The sequence below is a fragment of the Mucilaginibacter gossypii genome (assembly GCF_017569325.2).
In the GTDB taxonomy this organism is placed as follows: domain Bacteria; phylum Bacteroidota; class Bacteroidia; order Sphingobacteriales; family Sphingobacteriaceae; genus Mucilaginibacter; species Mucilaginibacter gossypii.
In genome coordinates this window covers 1,665,071-1,684,128 of record NZ_CP071878.2, presented here as the reverse complement: position 1 = coordinate 1,684,128, position 19,058 = coordinate 1,665,071, and the positions used below count along the sequence as shown (strand labels likewise).

The 19,058-nt window shown below is 45.1% G+C and carries 18 protein-coding genes; 3 read left to right on the top strand and 15 right to left on the bottom strand.

Annotated elements, in window-relative coordinates; translation table 11 throughout:
* The first annotated feature begins 228 nt into the window (after window positions 1-228).
* A complete protein-coding gene (locus J3L18_RS07165) occupies window positions 229-516 on the top strand; it encodes a hypothetical protein (protein ID WP_091163992.1) in 288 nt (95 codons plus the stop codon).
* A gap of 98 nt (window positions 517-614) precedes the next feature.
* On the opposite strand, the gene J3L18_RS07160 is transcribed toward J3L18_RS07165, so the two are convergent.
* From J3L18_RS07160 to J3L18_RS07150, 3 genes are read right to left on the bottom strand one after another with little or no spacing between them, the layout of a single operon-like run.
* Window positions 615-3,806: an error-prone DNA polymerase gene (locus J3L18_RS07160; protein WP_311085672.1), complete on the bottom strand. Its 3,192-nt coding sequence runs from the start codon at window positions 3,804-3,806 to the stop codon at window positions 615-617.
* On the bottom strand, window positions 3,806-5,305 hold the full coding sequence (locus J3L18_RS07155; RefSeq protein WP_129570961.1) for a Y-family DNA polymerase: 1,500 nt from the start codon (window positions 5,303-5,305) through the stop codon (window positions 3,806-3,808). The genes J3L18_RS07160 and J3L18_RS07155 overlap by 1 nt, the downstream gene beginning before the upstream one ends.
* 3 nt (window positions 5,306-5,308) lie before the next feature.
* Window positions 5,309-6,043: an ImuA family protein gene (locus J3L18_RS07150; protein ID WP_129570960.1), complete on the bottom strand. Its 735-nt coding sequence runs from the start codon at window positions 6,041-6,043 to the stop codon at window positions 5,309-5,311.
* Between the two features lie 79 nt (window positions 6,044-6,122).
* On the opposite strand from J3L18_RS07150, the gene J3L18_RS07145 reads away from it, so the two are divergent.
* Both J3L18_RS07145 and J3L18_RS07140 read left to right on the top strand, forming a co-directional pair.
* The gene (locus J3L18_RS07145; RefSeq protein ID WP_129570959.1) at window positions 6,123-6,404 is read left to right on the top strand and encodes a hypothetical protein; all 282 of its coding nucleotides are present in this window, start codon (window positions 6,123-6,125) and stop codon (window positions 6,402-6,404) included.
* A 2-nt stretch (window positions 6,405-6,406) separates the two neighbouring features.
* A complete protein-coding gene (locus J3L18_RS07140) occupies window positions 6,407-6,994 on the top strand; it encodes an alpha-ketoglutarate-dependent dioxygenase AlkB family protein (protein WP_129570958.1) in 588 nt (195 codons plus the stop codon).
* Here the strand turns inward: J3L18_RS07140 and J3L18_RS31075 are convergent.
* From J3L18_RS31075 to J3L18_RS07085, 12 genes are all read right to left on the bottom strand, one after another.
* A complete protein-coding gene (locus J3L18_RS31075; protein WP_223266255.1) occupies window positions 6,991-7,110 on the bottom strand; it encodes a KTSC domain-containing protein in 120 nt (39 codons plus the stop codon). The two genes, J3L18_RS07140 and J3L18_RS31075, sit on opposite strands and share 4 nt — an antisense overlap.
* A 114-nt stretch (window positions 7,111-7,224) precedes the next feature.
* Window positions 7,225-7,923 carry a LytR/AlgR family response regulator transcription factor gene (locus J3L18_RS07135; RefSeq protein WP_129570957.1) on the bottom strand — a complete coding sequence of 233 codons (699 nt, stop codon included), beginning with the start codon at window positions 7,921-7,923 and terminating at the stop codon, window positions 7,225-7,227.
* The gene (locus J3L18_RS07130; protein WP_129570956.1) at window positions 7,920-9,023 is read right to left on the bottom strand and encodes a sensor histidine kinase; all 1,104 of its coding nucleotides are present in this window, start codon (window positions 9,021-9,023) and stop codon (window positions 7,920-7,922) included. The genes J3L18_RS07135 and J3L18_RS07130 overlap by 4 nt, the downstream gene beginning before the upstream one ends.
* 108 nt (window positions 9,024-9,131) lie before the next feature.
* Window positions 9,132-9,419: a hypothetical protein gene (locus J3L18_RS07125; protein WP_129570955.1), complete on the bottom strand. Its 288-nt coding sequence runs from the start codon at window positions 9,417-9,419 to the stop codon at window positions 9,132-9,134.
* A 6-nt stretch (window positions 9,420-9,425) separates the two neighbouring features.
* Window positions 9,426-9,905: a hypothetical protein gene (locus tag J3L18_RS07120; RefSeq protein WP_129570954.1), complete on the bottom strand. Its 480-nt coding sequence runs from the start codon at window positions 9,903-9,905 to the stop codon at window positions 9,426-9,428.
* 4 nt (window positions 9,906-9,909) lie between these two features.
* Window positions 9,910-10,728: a CPBP family intramembrane glutamic endopeptidase gene (locus J3L18_RS07115; RefSeq protein ID WP_129570953.1), complete on the bottom strand. Its 819-nt coding sequence runs from the start codon at window positions 10,726-10,728 to the stop codon at window positions 9,910-9,912.
* Window positions 10,729-11,074: 346 nt separating this feature from the next.
* Entirely contained in the window at window positions 11,075-11,887 is an 813-nt protein-coding gene (locus J3L18_RS07110) for a PKD domain-containing protein (RefSeq protein ID WP_167516114.1), read from the bottom strand.
* Window positions 11,888-11,923: 36 nt separating this feature from the next.
* Window positions 11,924-13,357 (bottom strand): PA14 domain-containing protein, encoded by a 1,434-nt coding sequence (locus J3L18_RS07105; RefSeq protein ID WP_189549391.1) that lies wholly within the window; start codon window positions 13,355-13,357, stop codon window positions 11,924-11,926.
* A gap of 31 nt (window positions 13,358-13,388) precedes the next feature.
* Window positions 13,389-15,089, bottom strand: a complete 1,701-nt coding sequence (locus tag J3L18_RS07100) for an alkaline phosphatase family protein (protein ID WP_129570951.1) — start codon at window positions 15,087-15,089, stop codon at window positions 13,389-13,391.
* A 30-nt stretch (window positions 15,090-15,119) separates the two neighbouring features.
* Complete coding sequence (locus J3L18_RS07095) at window positions 15,120-16,730, bottom strand: DUF5008 domain-containing protein (protein WP_129570950.1); 1,611 nt, start codon at window positions 16,728-16,730, stop codon at window positions 15,120-15,122.
* Window positions 16,731-16,771: 41 nt separating this feature from the next.
* A complete protein-coding gene (locus J3L18_RS07090; RefSeq protein WP_091162801.1) occupies window positions 16,772-17,494 on the bottom strand; it encodes a fasciclin domain-containing protein in 723 nt (240 codons plus the stop codon).
* A 29-nt stretch (window positions 17,495-17,523) separates the two neighbouring features.
* Complete coding sequence (locus J3L18_RS07085) at window positions 17,524-19,047, bottom strand: RagB/SusD family nutrient uptake outer membrane protein (protein ID WP_091162800.1); 1,524 nt, start codon at window positions 19,045-19,047, stop codon at window positions 17,524-17,526.
* Between the last annotated feature and the right edge of the window lie 11 nt (window positions 19,048-19,058).

Below are 19,058 nucleotides of genomic sequence, written 5' to 3'. Positions count from 1 at the left end.
GCTAAAACAATGTATTGCGGTATTTCACAACACCGTAATACATTGTTTATACTTTTACATCAGAAATTGTAAACCGGCCTATCTTTGATAAATAATACATCCCCATTAATTTTCCGATTAATTTAGGATCTTTACTACTACGCAATAATTAATGCCGGTAACGGATCGAACTATGTATTGATAAAAGTCCGATGTACCAATTACGTTTATTGTAAAAAACTAATACCAATGACAACTTTAACAGAATTTAAAGCATCATTAAATTTAAAACAGCCTGTTAACGGGCTCTCTGCACAGCTAAAAAGCCTTTGGTTTGATGGTAAAGGTGACTGGCATCAGGCACATGCACAGGTTGATCATCTGACAGATCAGGCATCGGCTTGGGTACATGCCTATTTGCACCGTAAAGAAGGTGATATTGGAAATGCTGATTACTGGTATAGCAAAGCGCGGCAAGTACGCCCCAACCTTTCTTTGGAAGAGGAATGGGAGCAATTGGTATTGCAATTCCTTTGATCGGATAAACCTTACCATATCCCTTTTACAGGCATAGTAAGACAATTATAAACTACCTTTCGAGTTTATTAAAAGCCTTATTAATGATACGCTCTTCATCAATGAAAATTCCTGCCCTTATGAAAAGCACTCTTATTGGGGATATTTCGCGGATCAGGTGAAGGCATTGAGGTTTCATCCCCCCTGGACAAGCTCAGCAAAGAAGGCTGTTCATCAGGTACAGCCGTTAGTTTACCCAATAAAGAATTGAGATTATAACAGCGGCGTACCACCACATGGATCACTTCGCCCTCAACCTGTAAATGCCCATCTACCAGGAGCAGTTGCGACTGAACGATCTCTTTGCGGTATTTGTCAAAAAACTTACCCCAAACCACAAGATTGGCAAAGCCGGTTTCATCTTTGATGGTTACGAATACCACGCCTTTGGCCGTCCCCGGCCGCTGCCGCACGGTGATCATCCCGGCAACACGAATTTTTTCGCCATTCTTCAACGATTGGATCCGGTTGAGTGGCATAACCTGCAGCCGGTTCAAATCTTCCCGCACAAAACTTACCGGGTGCGCTTTAATGGATAAACCGGTGGAAGCGAAATCCTGTACCACGTGCTCCCCCGCGGTCATTAGCGGTAATTCAATTTGCTCACCTGCGCTGGCCGAAGGCAAGCTTTCCAGCAATGCTACGGGGCGGTCACCTAAAGCGGCTACTTCCCAAAGCGCCTGCCTCCGGTCGAGGCCGATAGAGCGGAATGCATCCGCATCAGCCAGTTTCTCCAAAGCTGCCTGCGAAATCCCGACATTTGACAAATCGATAATATGTTGATAAGGTGCATTCTCAACCAGGATATTCATTTCTTCTTCTTTTAGCCCTTTCACCAACCGGAAACCTAAGCGTAATATCTTATATTTTCCGGCCTGTTCTTCCAGCGAATGATCCCAGGCCGAGTAGTTAATATCCACGCCACGAACAAAAACGCCATGCCCGCGCGCATCGTCCACGATCTCAGCGGGCTGATAAAAGCCCATCGGCTGGCTATTGAGCAAAGCAGCAGCAAAAGCATCCGGATAATAATACTTCAGCCAGGAAGATATATAAACCAGCAGCGCAAAAGAAGCGGCATGGCTCTCGGGGAAACCATACCCCTCAAAACCTTGTAACTGCTTAAACACCCGCCTCGAAAAATCTTCCTCATAACCACGCGCCACCATACCCTCCACCAGTTTCTTTTCGTACAGGTATAACTTGCCATTCGCTTTAAAAGTCGCCATGCTCCGGCGCAGCTCATCAGCCTCGGCCGGTGTAAAGCCTGCGGCAACAATAGCGATCTCCATCGCTTGTTCCTGAAAAAGCGGAACACCTAAAGTCCGGCCTAAAATATCTTCCAGTTCCGTGGATGGATACACTACCTGTTCTTCGCCATTACGCCTGCGCAGGTAAGGATGCACCATATCACCCTGTATTGGACCGGGCCGCACGATAGCCACCTCGATCACGAGGTCATAAAAACATTGGGGCCTCAGTCTTGGCAGCATAGACATTTGCGCCCGGCTCTCAATCTGGAATACCCCAAGTGTATCCGCACGACCTATCATTTCATAAACTTTGGGGTCGTCCTGCGGGATATTGGCTAAGGTAAGCTTTCGGCCATAATGTTGTTTTATCAGGTCAAATGCTTTGCGGATCATGGTCAGCATACCCAATCCTAAAACATCCACTTTCAAAATGCCCAACGCTTCCAGGTCATCTTTGTTCCATTCCAGTTGGGTACGGTTCTCCATGCGGGCATTGAGCACAGGGCACAGGTCGGATAGTTTGTTATCGGTAATAACAAAGCCGCCGGTATGCTGACCCAATTGCCGCGGGAAACCCATCAGCAGTGTCGTCAATTCCAGTACTTTGTATATCAACGGATCGCCCGGGTTAAGCCCCTGTTCCTGCAAACGCTTTTCATCAAAACCTTCTTCACTGAAATCCCATATCGTACCACCGATACGTTTAATTGTATCTTCAGATAAGCCCATCGCTTTGCCCACATCACGAATTGCTCCTTTATGCCGCTCCTGCGTAACGGTAGCTACAATAGCCGCGTGTTCCCGGCCATAATCCTCATAAATATACTGGATGATTTCCTCGCGGCGTTCATGCTCGAAATCCACATCGATGTCAGGCCATTCCTCACGTGCATCTGACATGAAACGGGAAAAAAGCAAACGTGACTTCATCGGGTCGACCGCCGTAATGCGCAAACAATAACATACCGTTGAGTTGGCCGCAGAACCCCTGCCCTGGTGCAAGATTTCGAGTTCTTCTGCTTTCCGGGTGTATTTATATACGCGGAGAAAATAAGGCGCCAGCCTGCGCTTTTCAATAAAGGCCAGTTCAAAATCTATCTGCTTACCTATCTTAGGCGGTATATGCTCACCATAACGTTCATGTGCACCTTCCCACGTGTATTTTTTTAACCTTTCCTGTGGCGTTAATCCGTCAAAGATCTTTTCTTCAGGCTCGATGTATTTTAATTCGTCCAGCGAAAAAGTACAGGCTTCGGCAATAGCAAGCGCATTTTCAATTGCTTCCGGATATTGCCTGAAGATCCGGTGTATTTCTTCAATAGGTTTCAGGTAGCGTTCCGCATTCTGATGCAGCCGGTACCCTGCGTTGTTGATAGTGCATTTCTCCCGGATACAGGTCAATACATCCTGTAGTTCCCTCCTGTTCGGTTCATGATAATGCACATCACCGGCAGCAACCAAAGCTATACCCATGCCGGCTAACCTGTGCAGCCGCTTGGCATCATCGCCGCTGTAAGAGCGTAAGGCAGCCATGTATAAGGCATTCCCGAAAGCTTGTTTATATTCTGCTACTGCTGTTTTAAACTCATCTGCAAAATCAAACCGCGCGTTGAGCTCATCGGGCGGAATGATGATAAACAGGATGCCTTCCCGGTGTTCATACACATCTGCTTTATATAAATGGCATTCACCTTTTTCAGCACGCAGATTACCCCTGGTGAGCAAGGCCGAAAGTCGGCCGTAAGCAGCAATGTCAGTAGGATAAGCCAGCAGGCCCGGCCCATCCAGCAAGTCCAGGCGACAAGCGGGAATAAATTGTACAGGTAGTTTTTTTGCGGCAATATGCGCCCGGACAATACCGGCCAGGCTATTCCGGTCGGTAACCGCTATGGCCGTATAACCATGAACCACAGCCTGCTCAACCAGTTCCTCCGGGTGAGATCCACCGCGCAGGAAGCTGAAATTGGAGGTACAATATAATTCCGCGTATTTCATCATCAGGCAAAAAATCCGTGTAAATACCATTGGGCACCTCCGCTATCATAATGCCCCGAACGGAACAGCCAATAACGGCCCCCATGCTCATCCTCCACCATATAATAGTCGCGGTGCTCACCTTTGTCCAGCCACCATTCCCGTTCAATACGTTCCGGGCCGTCTGCTTTGTCCACAACATGGCGCTTACCCTTATAGATAAATATTTTTGGCGGATAATCCGGCAATAAAGCCATAACTTCAATGGCTTCCGGTTTGCTGAGCAAGCGTATTGGTCTTGGCTTGTCAGCCCGCCAGCCGGCCAGCGAGATATCTTTGAGTGAAAGAGCGGGCCGGATGGAACGTTCGGGCCAGTAATGCTCGGCAGGCAGGTAGCGCATAATTCTTTCGGGGCCGATCTTTCCGGCAATCCGGTCAAGCAGCTCGGCCAGTGCGGTATCCTGCAAGCCCGGATCCCCCAGCCATAGCTTTTCCTGCAAGGGGTCGATATCTTCTACTTTTTGTGCTTCCAGCAGAAACAGCTCAATACCCAAAGCAGGTTCAATCTTGCTGATCTGTAAACCAAAGAGCTTGAATAAATGGGAAACACTATGTGAGCCGCGCGTGGTCGTTATCCCCGCTTGTACCATTTTGCCATCAATCCGGAAACATTTCAGCACGGCCTTACGCACACCTTTTCCTTCAGCTTGCAAGCGGCTACATAGGCCTTGCAATAGTTTTTCAATGCCAATTTCTATGGCTTTATCCGTTCGTACCGGCTCCAGGCAGGGTAGCCGCTCAACATAAGGCAAGGGCGGGATAATCGGGGCCAGGTATTCATCAGTAGTACCCAAAGCCTGGGCAAGCCTTAACAAAAAGCCTTCACCAAAACGCCTGCGCAGCACGGTACGCGGCATGGTCATAAAACTTTTAACATACCGGAAGCCGAGTTTATACAGTTTGTCCAATATTTCCGGTTCCAACCGGAGGGCAGCCGGAGAAAGGCCGGCAATGGCTTCCGCTTGCCCACCGCTTTCAATGATGGGCCTGATTTTACCATACCGGGCAATAGCCCAGGCTGCGCCAACAGTATCGGCAATAGCGGCCCGTGCATCGTAGCCCATACCCCTTAATTTAAGTACAACGGTTTTTAAATATCCTTTTTCACCACCCCATAGATGTGCACAGCCGGAAATATCAAGGGTCAAACCATCGGGCAGGTCAATAGCCACAACCGGCGTATAGCGGATGCACCATAAACCCAAATGCCGGAGCAGCTTACTTTCCTGGCCCAACGGAAAATCAATAACCTGTAAATTAGTGGTAATCGCTTTGGCATCTGCTGCCGGCATACCTGCACGAACACCTTGTGCTTCGGCTTCGGGATTAGCCGCCCTGACGATCATACGGTTATGTTCGAGCACAACCAGCACAAAGGGCTGATCTTTTAATTCCGGCTGCCGGAGTGTCAGCCAGTCTGTCACCAGGTGACGAAACCAAATAGCCATATACCTGTGCTGCATAACTCACCCCGCTTTCCGTTTAAATGGTTTAGCTGTTTGCTCTTTTTCCACCTGTTTGAATTTACCTTCTGCCCATTCTATGATCCAGGTACCCGGATGCCCATTACGGACACGTAATAGTTCTACCTCCCAGCGCGGAAAACCAAGACCAGGCAAATCGTCAACCGGCTCGCTCGGCAAAGATTTCACCTGCCACCGGGCAGCGCAAGCCGTTGAACCGATCTTTTTAACGGCATTACGCAGCACAAACCCGGTAACGTGACTTTGCTCAACAGCCAGCTGAAGCCTGCGCGATTGTTTAAAATCCAGTTCCCGCGCTTCTGCCACAACCGCGGCAAGCCCTGCGCATTTCAGCGCTTCTTCCATCACCCATAAGGCTTCCTGGTCTTTGGTTACCCGGATAAAGATTAAGCGGCTGGGTTCTATACCAAAGCCGCTTAACGCCGGTGGGAAGATGTTTCCGGTGAGGCTGATCCATAAACAAGCCCCGCCATTTTGCATAAACACCGAGAGCAGGCCGCTAATCAATCCGCTGGAAGCAGTAGCCTGTTCGGTGGTACTGCAAACCAGTTCATGCACTGTACCTAAAGGAAAAACGCCGTTGGGGAAAGCCATTTCCACTGCCCCCAGGCCTACCAGCCCCTGCGTACCTGCAGGCGGCGGCCTATAGCCCTCCCATTGCAAAATATTCTTTTGCAGGCTGTTAATCAGTGTTTTTCGGTCATTTGCCGTTTCCATCGTGTTTGTACCAAATAGGGAGTACAAATTTAATGCTAAAAATATTAGTATTTTATATATCTTTGAGAAAAAATTTCAAATGCAGGAATTGTTGGTCAAAACGTATTTAAAAAGCGAGGTTAAAGCCTGGCTTAAATACCGCGATGGTTCACGGGAAGTGGTGAAAATTGTACCGGATACAGCTCAAAAGCACGCTGTACAATGCTATGAGATCTATACGGCTTATGATCAGCCGCCCGTTTACATGGGCCGTATTTTATTTGACGCAAAGGGTTACTGGATCTACGACGGCGATGTACTGCAACCAGAAGAACAGGAACAATTGGCCCATTTTATAACGACTTATGTGGAAAGGATTTAGTGATGGAACAATTGACATTATTTGCCGAAACCGGGCAAAGTAAAGGATTGCCTAAGGATTTGCTGGAATACCAGCCCGGTTTAATTGATCCGGCAACGGGTGACTGGCTGTTAGAAAAACTGATCAGGGAAACACCCTGGAAACAAACAACACAAAAACTTTGGGATAAGGAATACCTGACACCAAGGCTTACCTGCTGGTATGGAAACACCGACCGGATCGCAGGAACACTCCCCTGGACACCGGAACTGCAAACTATCCGGGGCATGGTAGAACCTTTAGCGGGTATTACCTTCAACAGCGTATTACTGAACTATTATCGTGATGGAAATGATTCCGTAACTTGGCATAGTGACAAAGAAAGCATTATGGGCAGTCAGCCAATTATTGTTTCGGTAAGCCTGGGGCAGGTGCGCAGTTTTGACATCCGCAATAAAGTTAATCACAAAGAACATTACTCCGTCAGGCTCGGGCATGGTTCATTCCTGATGATGAAATCAGGATTGCAGGAGTATTGGGAACACCGGATTGCCAAGTCTAACAAGTTAATGAAGGCGAGGGTAAACCTCACCTTTCGTTTGGTGATTTAGCCCGTTGATATTTGCTCAAACTCATATTTATTCTTTACGAAAAAGCGCAGATAGCGGCCTTTCACCCGTGAGGATCTCAGTTCCTTATAAACATTTTCAGGAACGTTCTTATACAGGCAGGCTTCAATTTGACGATTATAGCGGTCACCTTTCTTTCCAAATATCCTGTAATTTCCCCCCCTATCAGATGATCAATTAATTATAGAATAAGTTTATATAACCAAAATGCTTTATGATAACCGCAATACTTTAAATACCAGCTCCCTATAACTGTTCCCTATCGGAACTTCCGTAGTGCCGAATTCTATTACATTACCTTTAATACTGGTGATCTTGTCCAGATTAATGATATAGGAACGATGTACCCGCATAAATCGTTTAGCCGGCAATCTTTCTTCCAGGATTTTCAGATGCATACCTGCAAGTAGCCGTTTACCGTTACACAGATAAACTGAGCAAAAGTCACGTTCCGCCTGCACATAACTGATCTCATCAAAATTCACTTTTACCAGGCGGGTATCCTGCCTGAGAAAGATATAAGGCGGCGCATCCAATTCAGATTGATGCGAGACCAACCGCTCCTGCGCCCGCCGCACGGCCTGGTTAAACCGTTCAAAAGTGATCGGCTTCATCAGATAGTCCACAGAATTCAGTTCAAAACCCTCGACAGCATAACTGGAATAAGCAGTGGTAAAAATAACCAGCGGCGGATTAGGTAATGAACGAAAAAACTCTATTCCGGTAATTACGGGCATTTTGATGTCCAGGAAAATCAGATCGACAGCATATTCATAAAGCGCCTCGTAAGCCTCATTCGCATTGCGGCAGCTTTTTATCAAAGCAATTTCCGGCAGGCGTTCGATATACGTTTCCAATATACTTCTTGCAATGGGTTCGTCTTCAACGATGAGGCAACTCAATTTTTTCATGTCAGCTCAATAGATAAGATGGCGTTATAAACACCGTCAGCAAAATTATCTTCGTACCAATACTTGCCGGGGTAATACATTTCTAAACGCTTTTTAAGGTTGCCCAGCCCTATACCTCCGTTTTGCTGCATCTGTTCCCGGCGGTCCACTACATTGTCAGATGTAAAACGCAAACGGCCGTCAGTGACATCCAGAAAGAAATGAATACGGGCTCCCGGTTCATCAGGAGAAAATTTGAACGCGTTTTCAACCAGCGGCATGAGTAAAAGGGGCGGTATTTCATATGTCATGGAATCCACAGCGATATCTACTATGACCCCGGTATCATTCAGGCGCACTTTTTCCAGCTCTATGTAATTTTGTATCAGCTTGATCTCGCTTTGCAAAGGCATAAATGCTTCATTGGATTCATAAAGCATATAGCGCAGCATCTCAGACAAGCGAGCGACCAATCCGGCAGACCGTTCCTGGTTACCTTGCAGTATCAAGCCGTAAATGTTATTCATCGAATTGAATAAGAAGTGGGGATTGAGCTGCGCTTTCAGAAAGTTAAATTCCAGTTCCAGGTTGTCTTTTGCAAGTTGTAAAGCTTTTAGTTGCGATCGCCAGGCGTTAACCGCCAGCTTCAGGCATAACGGAATACTCAGCGTCAGCAAAAGGCCAAATGGGGTGCCCAGGCTAAGCAGGCGCTTCAGTACAATGTTAATGAGACCGGATTGTACCAGGGCAAAATATTGCGGCTGACCTTTCTGCAAACTGAGCAAGCAGCCGGAACAGGTCCTGAGCAAAGCCTGCTCCGCTACCGCCTCGATCAATGTGTAGCCGCATAACAAACCAAAAAAGGAGAAAGTAAAGTGAAAATATTGCCTCCGCTGCAATAGCTTCCATAGCGGACCTGCCATCAGATAAAATACAGCCGCGATAAGCAAAGTGCTGTTTAGGTTCAGCAGGAAAACAATACTAAAAGACAAACCGCTGTAAACGTTGAAGGTAATCAGCGTGAGGTATAGCCTAACTATAAGCAGCACAAGCCAGAACAAAAGGTGCACCATTTTGCGGTACCCGGGCCGGGAGGTGTATAGAGCAAAGCTTTGAAACATTGTTATTTAAAGTTGGCTTATCTTTGTCAATTACACAACATAAATCGGCAGAGGGGTGTTTTTAGTCAACGAGCAGGGTTGTGGGGCAACAAAAGATCAATTATGCTATCATGATTGAACCGATCGTTTGTAATAATAAGCGATGGCCAAACCGGCAAATAACGCGGCACCGACAAAAACGGACAAGCCTATAACTTCAGATAACGCTTCCCTGCCCGCCGTGATCCTTTGGGTAAAGATGCCAGCAGCATCACCTTTGCCTCCCCAGCACCACTGTCCCATATTCCACGCTGTATGCAGGCCAAGCGGAAGTCCAATTCCTTTACTTTTAAGAGCCGCATAGCCAAATAGCAAGGCCCCGGTTCCTGAACCGATCAACGCCATCCACAAGTTCATTCCTCCCTAGATGTGCTCAAAAACAAACAAGGCGGCAATAAACAATTGCGCTGAGCCTGCTCCGAAGCGGTCAGCAAGACTACGTAAAGCATAAGACCGGAACACAAGTTCTTCGCGGCAGGAGATCAGCGCAAAAAGCAGCATATGCAGACCGATAACATGCGGATCAAAGGCGTTAAATTGAAGCTTCACATAACCTATCATCATCAGTACGCCCGGTTGCAGGCACGACATCAGCAGCCCGGCGAGAAATCCGGTAATTATACGGCCCGGGCTTCCGTTGTCAGGAACAGTACCTGCTTCGGTTAGCGGTATGGCCCGCAGCCGGCAAAATATGATCACCAATAAAAAGGTAAAAAGCGCGGCGGTTGCCATTGCGATATGTGAGGCATATTTCTCTCCCAAACCTTTGGCCCAAAGATCGGATAAGATAAATACGCATACTGTTAAAACGTAGAACAGTAAAGTTTGCAAGATAACCTTCATGGTGTTAAATGGATTGAGGAGATGAAGTTAAGGGTACCGTGCTTATCCTCATTCTTTGTTTAAGTAACCACAAAACTGCCATTGTACATAAGACAACACCTAAATATGGGCCGATTATGTATAGCGAACTATAATGTTTAGGATCACCATCCACCGTGATAATCGTCCTCCCTGCAGCGCCTGCTGTTCGGGGGATCAACACCTGAGCATAGTTCCATCCTACGTGCAAACCTATTGGCAAAGCTAAGTTGCGGGTATATAGATAAGCCATCCCAAACAAAACCGATCCCAGACCTGTCGTCAACATAGCCATCAAAATAGTTTGCATGTCCATTGTACTGTTTACGTGCATCAAACCAAAAGGTATCGCAATGATGAGCTGTGCTTTCCATGCTCCATAGTGACCGTTCAGCGTCTGGAAAGGATATCCGCGAAAAGCAAATTCCTGCACAAACACCGACCACAGGTTTGCCAAAAAGCACATCAGCAGGAACATGATGTCAGGCGACGAGTTGAAATACCATTTGTCGCCGGTGAGGTAAACGGTTATCATCGCCGTGACGATTAACATTAAAATGCCGCCCACGGTTCCGCATAGTAACTGAACCCAATTGCTGCTACACACCGGAATAAAATTTAGCGTCTTTAGTGTTTTCCCTTCTGCCCATAGCAACAGCCAGCTTATTAGCAATGAAACGGCCATATAAAAGGACAGATCATTTAACGCAGGAACAGTGCCTGCGACGAACCTGGCGGCGGTAAGCAAAACAAAATAAAGAAATACTTTTAGCCATGCCGGGAGATTACAAATGATGGTTTTCATGTTTTTTTTAGGCAAATAGCATGAAAAGTCACCTATAAGGAAAAAATATCGACCAGGTAGTTCTTTTTTTCGGCAAATGCTACATTCCTGGCAATGAACGACACCTGGATTTTTTTCTAAATTGATTTACCGGCTGGTGATATAATTTAGTGAAAGCAACTTAGCATAAGTGCTGATAATTGTCGGATTAAGTTATGCTATTACACTTTATATGACCGAATACCTAAGGAATAAGCCCGGATACTACACTCCCGGGCCTTATTCCTTAAAAACTGTTGACCGGGCGAATGAACTTACGTAACATCAGATCGAACATTCCATGGATCATTCTTACAAACAACCAATTTTACGGCTGCTTTTTATTAACCGTCCACTCAGCCATCTGGAAGTCACGACTGCCATTATTGGTCTTAATGCTTATCCTATAAAATTTATAAGCTACATTGTTATTAAAGTGATATAGGATGCGCTGAAAGCGGTTGGCAAAAACTTCGTTGTTCTTGCTGTGCAGGTTTATCCAGCGTATACCGTCCTCAGAACCCTGGAGGATCCATCCTTTTGGGTCACGATCAGGTGAGTCATTTGCCGATGTCATGGTATATGCTCCTGCAACAACGGGAGTTTTAAGCTCATATTTCATTACCAGGTCGCCGGAGAACCCTGATTGGAAAAACTTGGTATTCGGATCGCCGTCAACCACTTTTAGTGACCCCTCATTTGCATTTGGGCCGCCGCCATTGTCGCGTGATACAGTCAATGTACCGCCTATGGTAGCAAAGTAACTTTCACCAACCTTGGTGCGGTCAAAATTAGGGTCGGCAACGTTCAATATTATTTCCCGGGCAGCTGAGTATCCCTGTGAATTTCTGGCCGTTAATGTCACGTGATATAAGCCATCAAAGGCATATCTGTGCTTCGGTGCTTTTTCTGCCGATGTGCTATCGTCGCCAAATTGCCACAGGATATCTTTATAATTGATGGATGTACTGGTGAACTGGTAGCTTAAAAAATCAACACTATCTGTTCGTGCCACTGTGAAACCTGCGATGGGTTTGGGCTCATCTGGTTCGGGTTGGGGCGCTGGCTTATCTTTTTTACACCCGGCAAACAACAGGGCTACTGTTGAAAATACCGAGATAATATGCAATGTTTTTTTCATGTCCTTAATTTTCATTGGTCAATTAGCGTAGCTGGCTTAAGGGGCGGGGAATAATTGGCTTTGTGGTACTATTCTTCTACCGTTGATGCCGGCCGACGGAACTTCAAAAGTTAAACGTGCACGCTGGCCACCCACGTTTTCGCGATGATCGGCTTCTATTTTATAGCGTTTACCGCGTTCCAGAAATATTTTGGCGGTACGGCTATCCTTATCCCACTCGGTAGTGAAATCATTAATAATGGCCTTGCCGTCTATATATAATCTTGATCCGTCGTCCCATTCGTTCTGCCAGAACACGTATTCACCCCGAACAGGTGCAAGGAACTCGCCAGTCCACCTGGTAGAGAAATTATCATGACTTATACTTGGTATAGCGGCTTGCCAAACCCCGTCATTAGGCCAATCAATAGTGGGTTCTATTTGTACCAGATCGGGCTTTCTGCCGTCAAAATCAAGCAGTTGGTTATTTGAAAAGTACTCTGCTTTTAAACCTGTTCCATTGCCGGTGATGTAAGAGTTATTATCAAGGTTAACCTCTGGCTCCACCAAAACGATCAACTTGCTTTTTATTGGATGCAATATATGTTTTGACGGATTAACCAAACTCACCACAAAACCAAAACGTTTATTGGCAACTATATTGGCATCAAAAATAGGCCATCCTATTGATAAGCGCACCACCGCTGTACTGGCGTTGGAATTTACCCTAATCAGGGTATCAATAGAAAATTGATCGGGGTTAAGTGCGATAGTGTTATCAGGCAGCACTTTTTTACTTACCAAAGTTGTAATGGTATCCATGTTTAATTTCACATGAACATTAAACGCACCGGCCGGTACACCTGCCAGGTTTACAGTTAACGGAATAGTGATACCTGCAGGCGACGTAGTGTAGTTTTTTTGATAGTCAACATCCATAATGCCACCGCCATTCAAAAGCGACACATAATGAATATCACTCTCTTTAATAAGCTTTTTGGTATCAAGCACCACCAGGATATTTGATTGCGATCCTTTAATTTGGTTGCCTTTACCCGGATTCGTAAGCTTAAATGCAAAAGCTATGTTTTTGCCATAGTTAGCTTCTATGGCCGATAACCTGACGCTGGCAACGGCAGTTGCGGTATCAGACCCAAATGCTACGTTGATTACGCCGGGATAATCAATTGCACCCGCAGGTAATACTACCGTATTTTTAAGTGTACCGTTTGCTATCAGTTTAGTTACCGTATCATTATTAAATGTTATACCTACCTGGAATGCTTTGGTTGCCGGTCCTGATAAGGATATTTTAAATGGAACTTTAACTATTTCGTTGCCGGCAGTTGCATCACCAGTATTGGCTCCTGCGCCGGAAACGTTTCTGTCGGTATTTTGAATTGGCTTCAGCTCATCAAGATCATTTTGCTTGCAGGCTCCTGCTATCAGGGCAATTAACCCGATAAACAAGATATATCTGTATTTTTTCATCATCAAATATTTTAGTTTGTAATGGTTAAATTTACTGATCAAGCCAAACGCGGCCGTCAAGCCCCCAGGCCTGCCTGTTAGGTATTCTGAACCAGTTTATTATTTGTGCTGGAATATCTGCCGTTTGCGGAACAAATATGGCCAGTGCCCCTGCCGGCGGCGGGCAAATCAGATCATTAAAATCTTCCCATTGATAAGGGCCTTTTAATTGAAAGTCGCGGGCCTGCGGGCCAATATCCCTGATCTTGTCGCCCTGGCCATCTGTGCCCGGCCAGTATGCTGCCAAAAAGGTATAATAAGGATGACCTTCGCTAATGGATGTTTCGCAGGCATAATTTCCAATCACGGCATCGGGTACGTCGACCTTGAAAAATCTGATGTCGGTTACATACACATCAGGTGTACCATGCCCGGTACCATTTAAATAGCCTAACTTTAAAGGGCTACTGTTACTAAAACTTCCTGATGAGGTTACATCCAGCTCATTATTAAAAACCCCGTCGGTATACGTTCTGATATATCGTCTGCCCGCGCGTATTTCACATTTAACCGACAGGTTTTGCCATCTGCCCTTTTGTAAATCGCCGCCACGGCATTGATGATAATCGTTATCCTTAGTCCCCCGGTATTCAAAATACCAGTAAGCATCTTCCAGATAAATCACCCAGCCAACACCCGGATGACCTGCCGACCATTGCGCTCTTTTTCCGAGAATACTTGGCCAAAAGAATTTATCCTCATTCTTCTTAACTTTTAGCTCGATGGTGAACTTGGTAGTATCATCGATGTTAAAGATATCAGCTGTATCTATCTCGGCTCTCACTCCCGTATCTTTCAAACGTACTGTGCGCCCCAAATACCTGTTGCCAGTAAATGGTTTACCTATTATTCTTTGTTTATATTTTGGATTGTAATAGATAGTAAATGTATTGGCGGCGGTGTTACTGAAAACTGTATTATCGTTCTCGGTAACCGGGATATTGAATTTACCACCACCGCTCGACGCAATCACTACCAGCCAATCTTCATTGGCATAATTTTTCCTTTTTTTCAGGGCATTAATAATCTCACCTACGTAACCGTCAAATTTTTCGATAGAAGCTTTGTATTGCGACGATGAATTGTCGAATCCATATTTGGCACCTGCTTCTTTAATATCGTTAAAATGGCCAACTATCAATTGTGCCGTGTCGGTATTCAGGTCATTAACTACAGCTGTTTTAATTTGCTCATCAGTACTATACAACTCGCTTACGGCAGCACCCTGTGTTAACTTATTTTTAAAAATAGCCGAGGAGGAAAAAGAAACGATTTTGGCATTTGGTCTTTCTTCTTTTATCCTTTCAAAAAACACAGGATAAGTTGCCAGGTTGTTGCCGGCAAAATCATCCGACAAGATCTTGTGCTTTTCTTTTTTTACGCCGGTTAGCATATTGGCCCAGTTGCTTACATCGCGGGTCGAGTCCGGATCGCTCAATGCAACCCAACTGTAAATTGAACTGGGCAGTAATGCTTTAATATTAGGCACATTGGCGCTATTTACTGATGAGCCCCGTGCCCCGTCAACAATCAGGTACAAAACCTTACGTTCGCCGGATGTTGCTTTGGCTGTATCAGTATAATTTTTATCGGGCAGCGTGCGCACAAAATCCTTATTACATGATATTGTAGCAACAGCCAATGCACAAATAATTGAAAAAATGATCTGTTTGTATTTTTTCCTGTTCTGCATTTCTTTATAGATTATAAGTTCAATTAAAATTTATTCGATGGTAACGCGTATAATATTGCTAACCTGAATGTTATCAAAATGGTCAAAACCACCAATCAGCAATAACGCCCGCTTTCCATCAGTCGATTTGGTTTCAATGATATCAGACAATGTACCTGAAAATGGTCCGGTAGTATTGTAATTCCCGGCAAGTTCACCTTTGGTATTTAGTACCATAAAACCATTGCGGGTAACGTTATTATACTTTTTAAAGCTGCCACTAACTACTACCAGTCCATCATTAAGCTGCCGGGCAAAACCAGGATAGCCTCCCTCAAATGTTTTAGCTACGAAAGTTTGATCAAGACTACCATCCAAATTAATCAGCGCCATGCTGATGGCCGGTTTGCCATCGTATGTTCTGAATATCCCCGTTATCAGGTATTTTTTGGTTACAGGGTTGTACGTTAAAGATGAGATGCTATTATCGGTACCTGTCCCGGTTTTAAATGAGTCGTCTATGTTTCCATCGGCACTTAAGCGAATTAAACGGCCTGCGTTTTTTTGATCAAACGTGGTAAAACTTCCAAACAGCACCAGTTTTTCCAGCTGATCAGCGTCGGTATGCATGTACGAGTCAACAGGGCCGTTTGCCGAAGGCAGGCCTTTGTTTGTCGCTATGTTAAAACGATAGGTTTTGTCAAGTGTCCCATCCAGGTTAAAACGGGCTATCTGCCGGATCTCCGTACTGTCAAGAATCACCGTATCGCGGGTAAAATCATGATTATGTTCGGTATAAACCCGTCTTACATAATATCTGAAACTCCCTGTTGCCAGTATTTTGTTCTGATGCTTGTATATTTTAGATATATAGTCGTTAGTACCGCCATTAAACTTCGGAAAATATTTGGTTGTATCTGTTTGGGATGGGCGCCTGTAGGTTTTTACGCCAATGGTATCAATACTGCCATCAACATTTAAAGTGGTAATATTACTAATGTTTTCTGTGCGCTGATTGTAGCCGCTAAATCCTCCGGCTATCACATATTTTCCACCGAGTTCTATTACTCTCGATAATGATCCGTTTGCTGCCTTACCCGTGCGGAAAGTGCGGTCAAACTCGCCATCTGCCGATGTTCTTACAATGCGGTTAAGCGGGGTGATAATCCCTTTATTATCATAATTGGTAAACCAACCCAGCACCAGGTTCCGGCCATCGGCAAGAGGATACACCTGGTTTACATTGCCATTTGCTCCGGCAGTTGCCCTGAAAGAAGGATCGATATTAATCAATCCAGATACCTTAAATACCGGCCCGAGCACTAACTGATCGTCAATTGCTATTGACGTAATACCTGTGCTGCCAAATGGTGGAACTTTTACCTTAATAGTTGATTCAGTTACTTCGGTAACCTGGCCGGGTTCGCCGTTAAACATGAACTTTATTTTGCCTTTGTAAGGAATAAGTCCGGTGGCTTTGAATGTTACCTCGGTACCCACCGTCCCATTTGCCGGTGCAGGTATTGCATCGCGGCTAAGGATGACGCCCAATGGCGGCTTTCCTTCCCCATAGGGGTCAGAATAAACTGTTTTATCCTTTTTGCAAGCTGCCATTATGAGCACCGGCAGGATAAACGTGATGATATAGTTAAATCTTCTCATATTCAATTTATTATCATTGAAAGAATATTGTTAATAATGTTTTACTCAGAATGGTGAAGGCCTGCAAAGTATATTTCCTCATAAAAGTCGTACCGGTTAAACCCAAAATAGGCTCCGTCATATTGCAGGGTATGTACTATCCCGTTCGTAGGTTTGATATCAGACGACGAAACCTTATTACCGAAAACCACGTTTTGCGCATTATTAATGTCATAGATATAACTGATTATCAATGTACGCGGACCAATGTATTTGATGTTGTTCGCGTCGTCATATATCACACCAATGTTCACCACATCGCCGCTGTATGAATAATAAAGCGCTCCGGGATACTGATTTTGCAGGTTAAAATCTATTTGCGGATAATCTTTAAGCCGGTTGATCCCCTTGAACATATACCGTTGCAGATATTTTTTCCATATGGCAGAGTCGATGTCCGACAGCTTTTTCACGGTATCACGACCGGCCTCGTACAAAAATTGATTTAAAGAGCCCCTGGTTTTGTAGTCACCTATGGTTCTTTTTATAACATCATCGTCTGGTGCAAAAAAGGTAAAATCACTTTTGCGGAATGTTTCTTCCATACCAGCCAGTTTTACGATCTGGGCAATGGTATCAAACGGTACTGCTTTATCCTGCAGGTATTGAAGCATATCGGCAGGGTAATCAGCCTTAGCTTTACCTCCGTCTTTATAATACTCATCGCGTTTACAGCCGGTAAGCACCAGTAAAAACCCGGCAAAAACAATAATTATATTTTTCATATTTCTTATCATTACTTTTTAGGAATAGGTTAATTACCTCCGTTAACCCAATACATATTTAATGTCATGAAGGGGTTATTGGCCAGGGCGTTATTGCTGATTGGCCATGTCCAGGCACCACGGTTAAATTTGTCCAGCGTCAATACGTTATATGACCATTCACTGTTCATAATTCTGCGGGTACGTACCAGGTCAAAGTAATGATGCCCCTCGCCCATCAGTTCCCGCGATCTCTCCAGGAAAATAAAATCCTTAAGATCTTGCCCCCCGCCTCCGGTATAGCGCGAAGCTTCTGCCCGGTCCCTTACTTTATTCAGCAAAGCAATAGCCTGATCGTCCTGACCGAGTTCCGCCAGCGCTTCTGCACAGAGCAGTATTTCACCTGCGTACCTGAATATCATAAAGGTGTTGTCAGGATTGGCGTCCTCCTCCCCGGTTGCAAATGAATTTTGAGCAAATTTCAGCATCATGAACTTTCCGTTATCAGCGTAGATGTCTGAGTTAAACCAGATTGTAGCGCGCTTGTCAGCCGTACCTGAGTATAGTTTTTGCATATACTCGGCCCTGAAATAGGCAAAGCTTATACGGTGTGTATATTCCGGCCTTTTATATGGATAATGCAGAAACATATCGCCAATAGGGGCAACATTGGTGTTCTGATCGCCATAGTTTATACTGCGATAAAACTCAAACAAACTCTCGTCCGACCGGCCTTTGATAACCGTGGCCCATTCATTGATGGGTAACAGCCTGTAAGCATTGCTCTTAATCAATTCCTGCCCAAGGTCTGCAGTCTCCTGGTAGTACTTGGTTGCATTGGGTTTGTCGAAACCGGCATTCCACATGTTCATGTTCATGATAAGCGCGATAACGCTGCCCCTGCTTGCACGTACCCCTTTTAAAGCAGGATCAGAATAAGTCCAAGGCAAACCGTCCTTATATTTTTTAAGGTCGGCGATGTTTTTGTTTAAAACAGATACCATGTTTTCGCGCGGTAAAGCTGTTGAATGGTAAGCATCGGTATAATAAGGTACGTCGCCATAAAGCCTTACCATAAAGAAGTATGCAAGCCCGCGTATAAAAGCCGCTTCGCCCTCAAACTGCTTTTTTTCGCTGTCTGATACGCCGGGCACGCCTGCTTCCAGTTTCGAGATGAGGATGTTGGCACTTTGTATTACCTGGTAATAGCCTGTCCAGTCGGTAATGCGATAAAAGTTGTAAAAATTCCAGGGCGGATTGCCGTTGATAAGCCCAAGCAGGTCATTCCGGCCTAATACCTCTACATATGCACGTGCGGGCCCATTATCTGCCTGAGGTTCAGATAAAACCTCTCCCGAACGATATTCGCCCGTAGCACCAATAAAATGCGTCTCGTTGATCTTGCCAAAAAATGTTCTTGACATATCATAAATATTGGCCACCACATCATCTTTCGATTGGTAAAAGTTATTCCCTGTTAGTTTATCAATGGGTTGTACGTTCAGAAACTTTTTACAGGCTGGTAAACACAAGCTTGCTGCCGCTGCTAAAATGTATATAACACTTTTTTTCATGATCTTGAGTT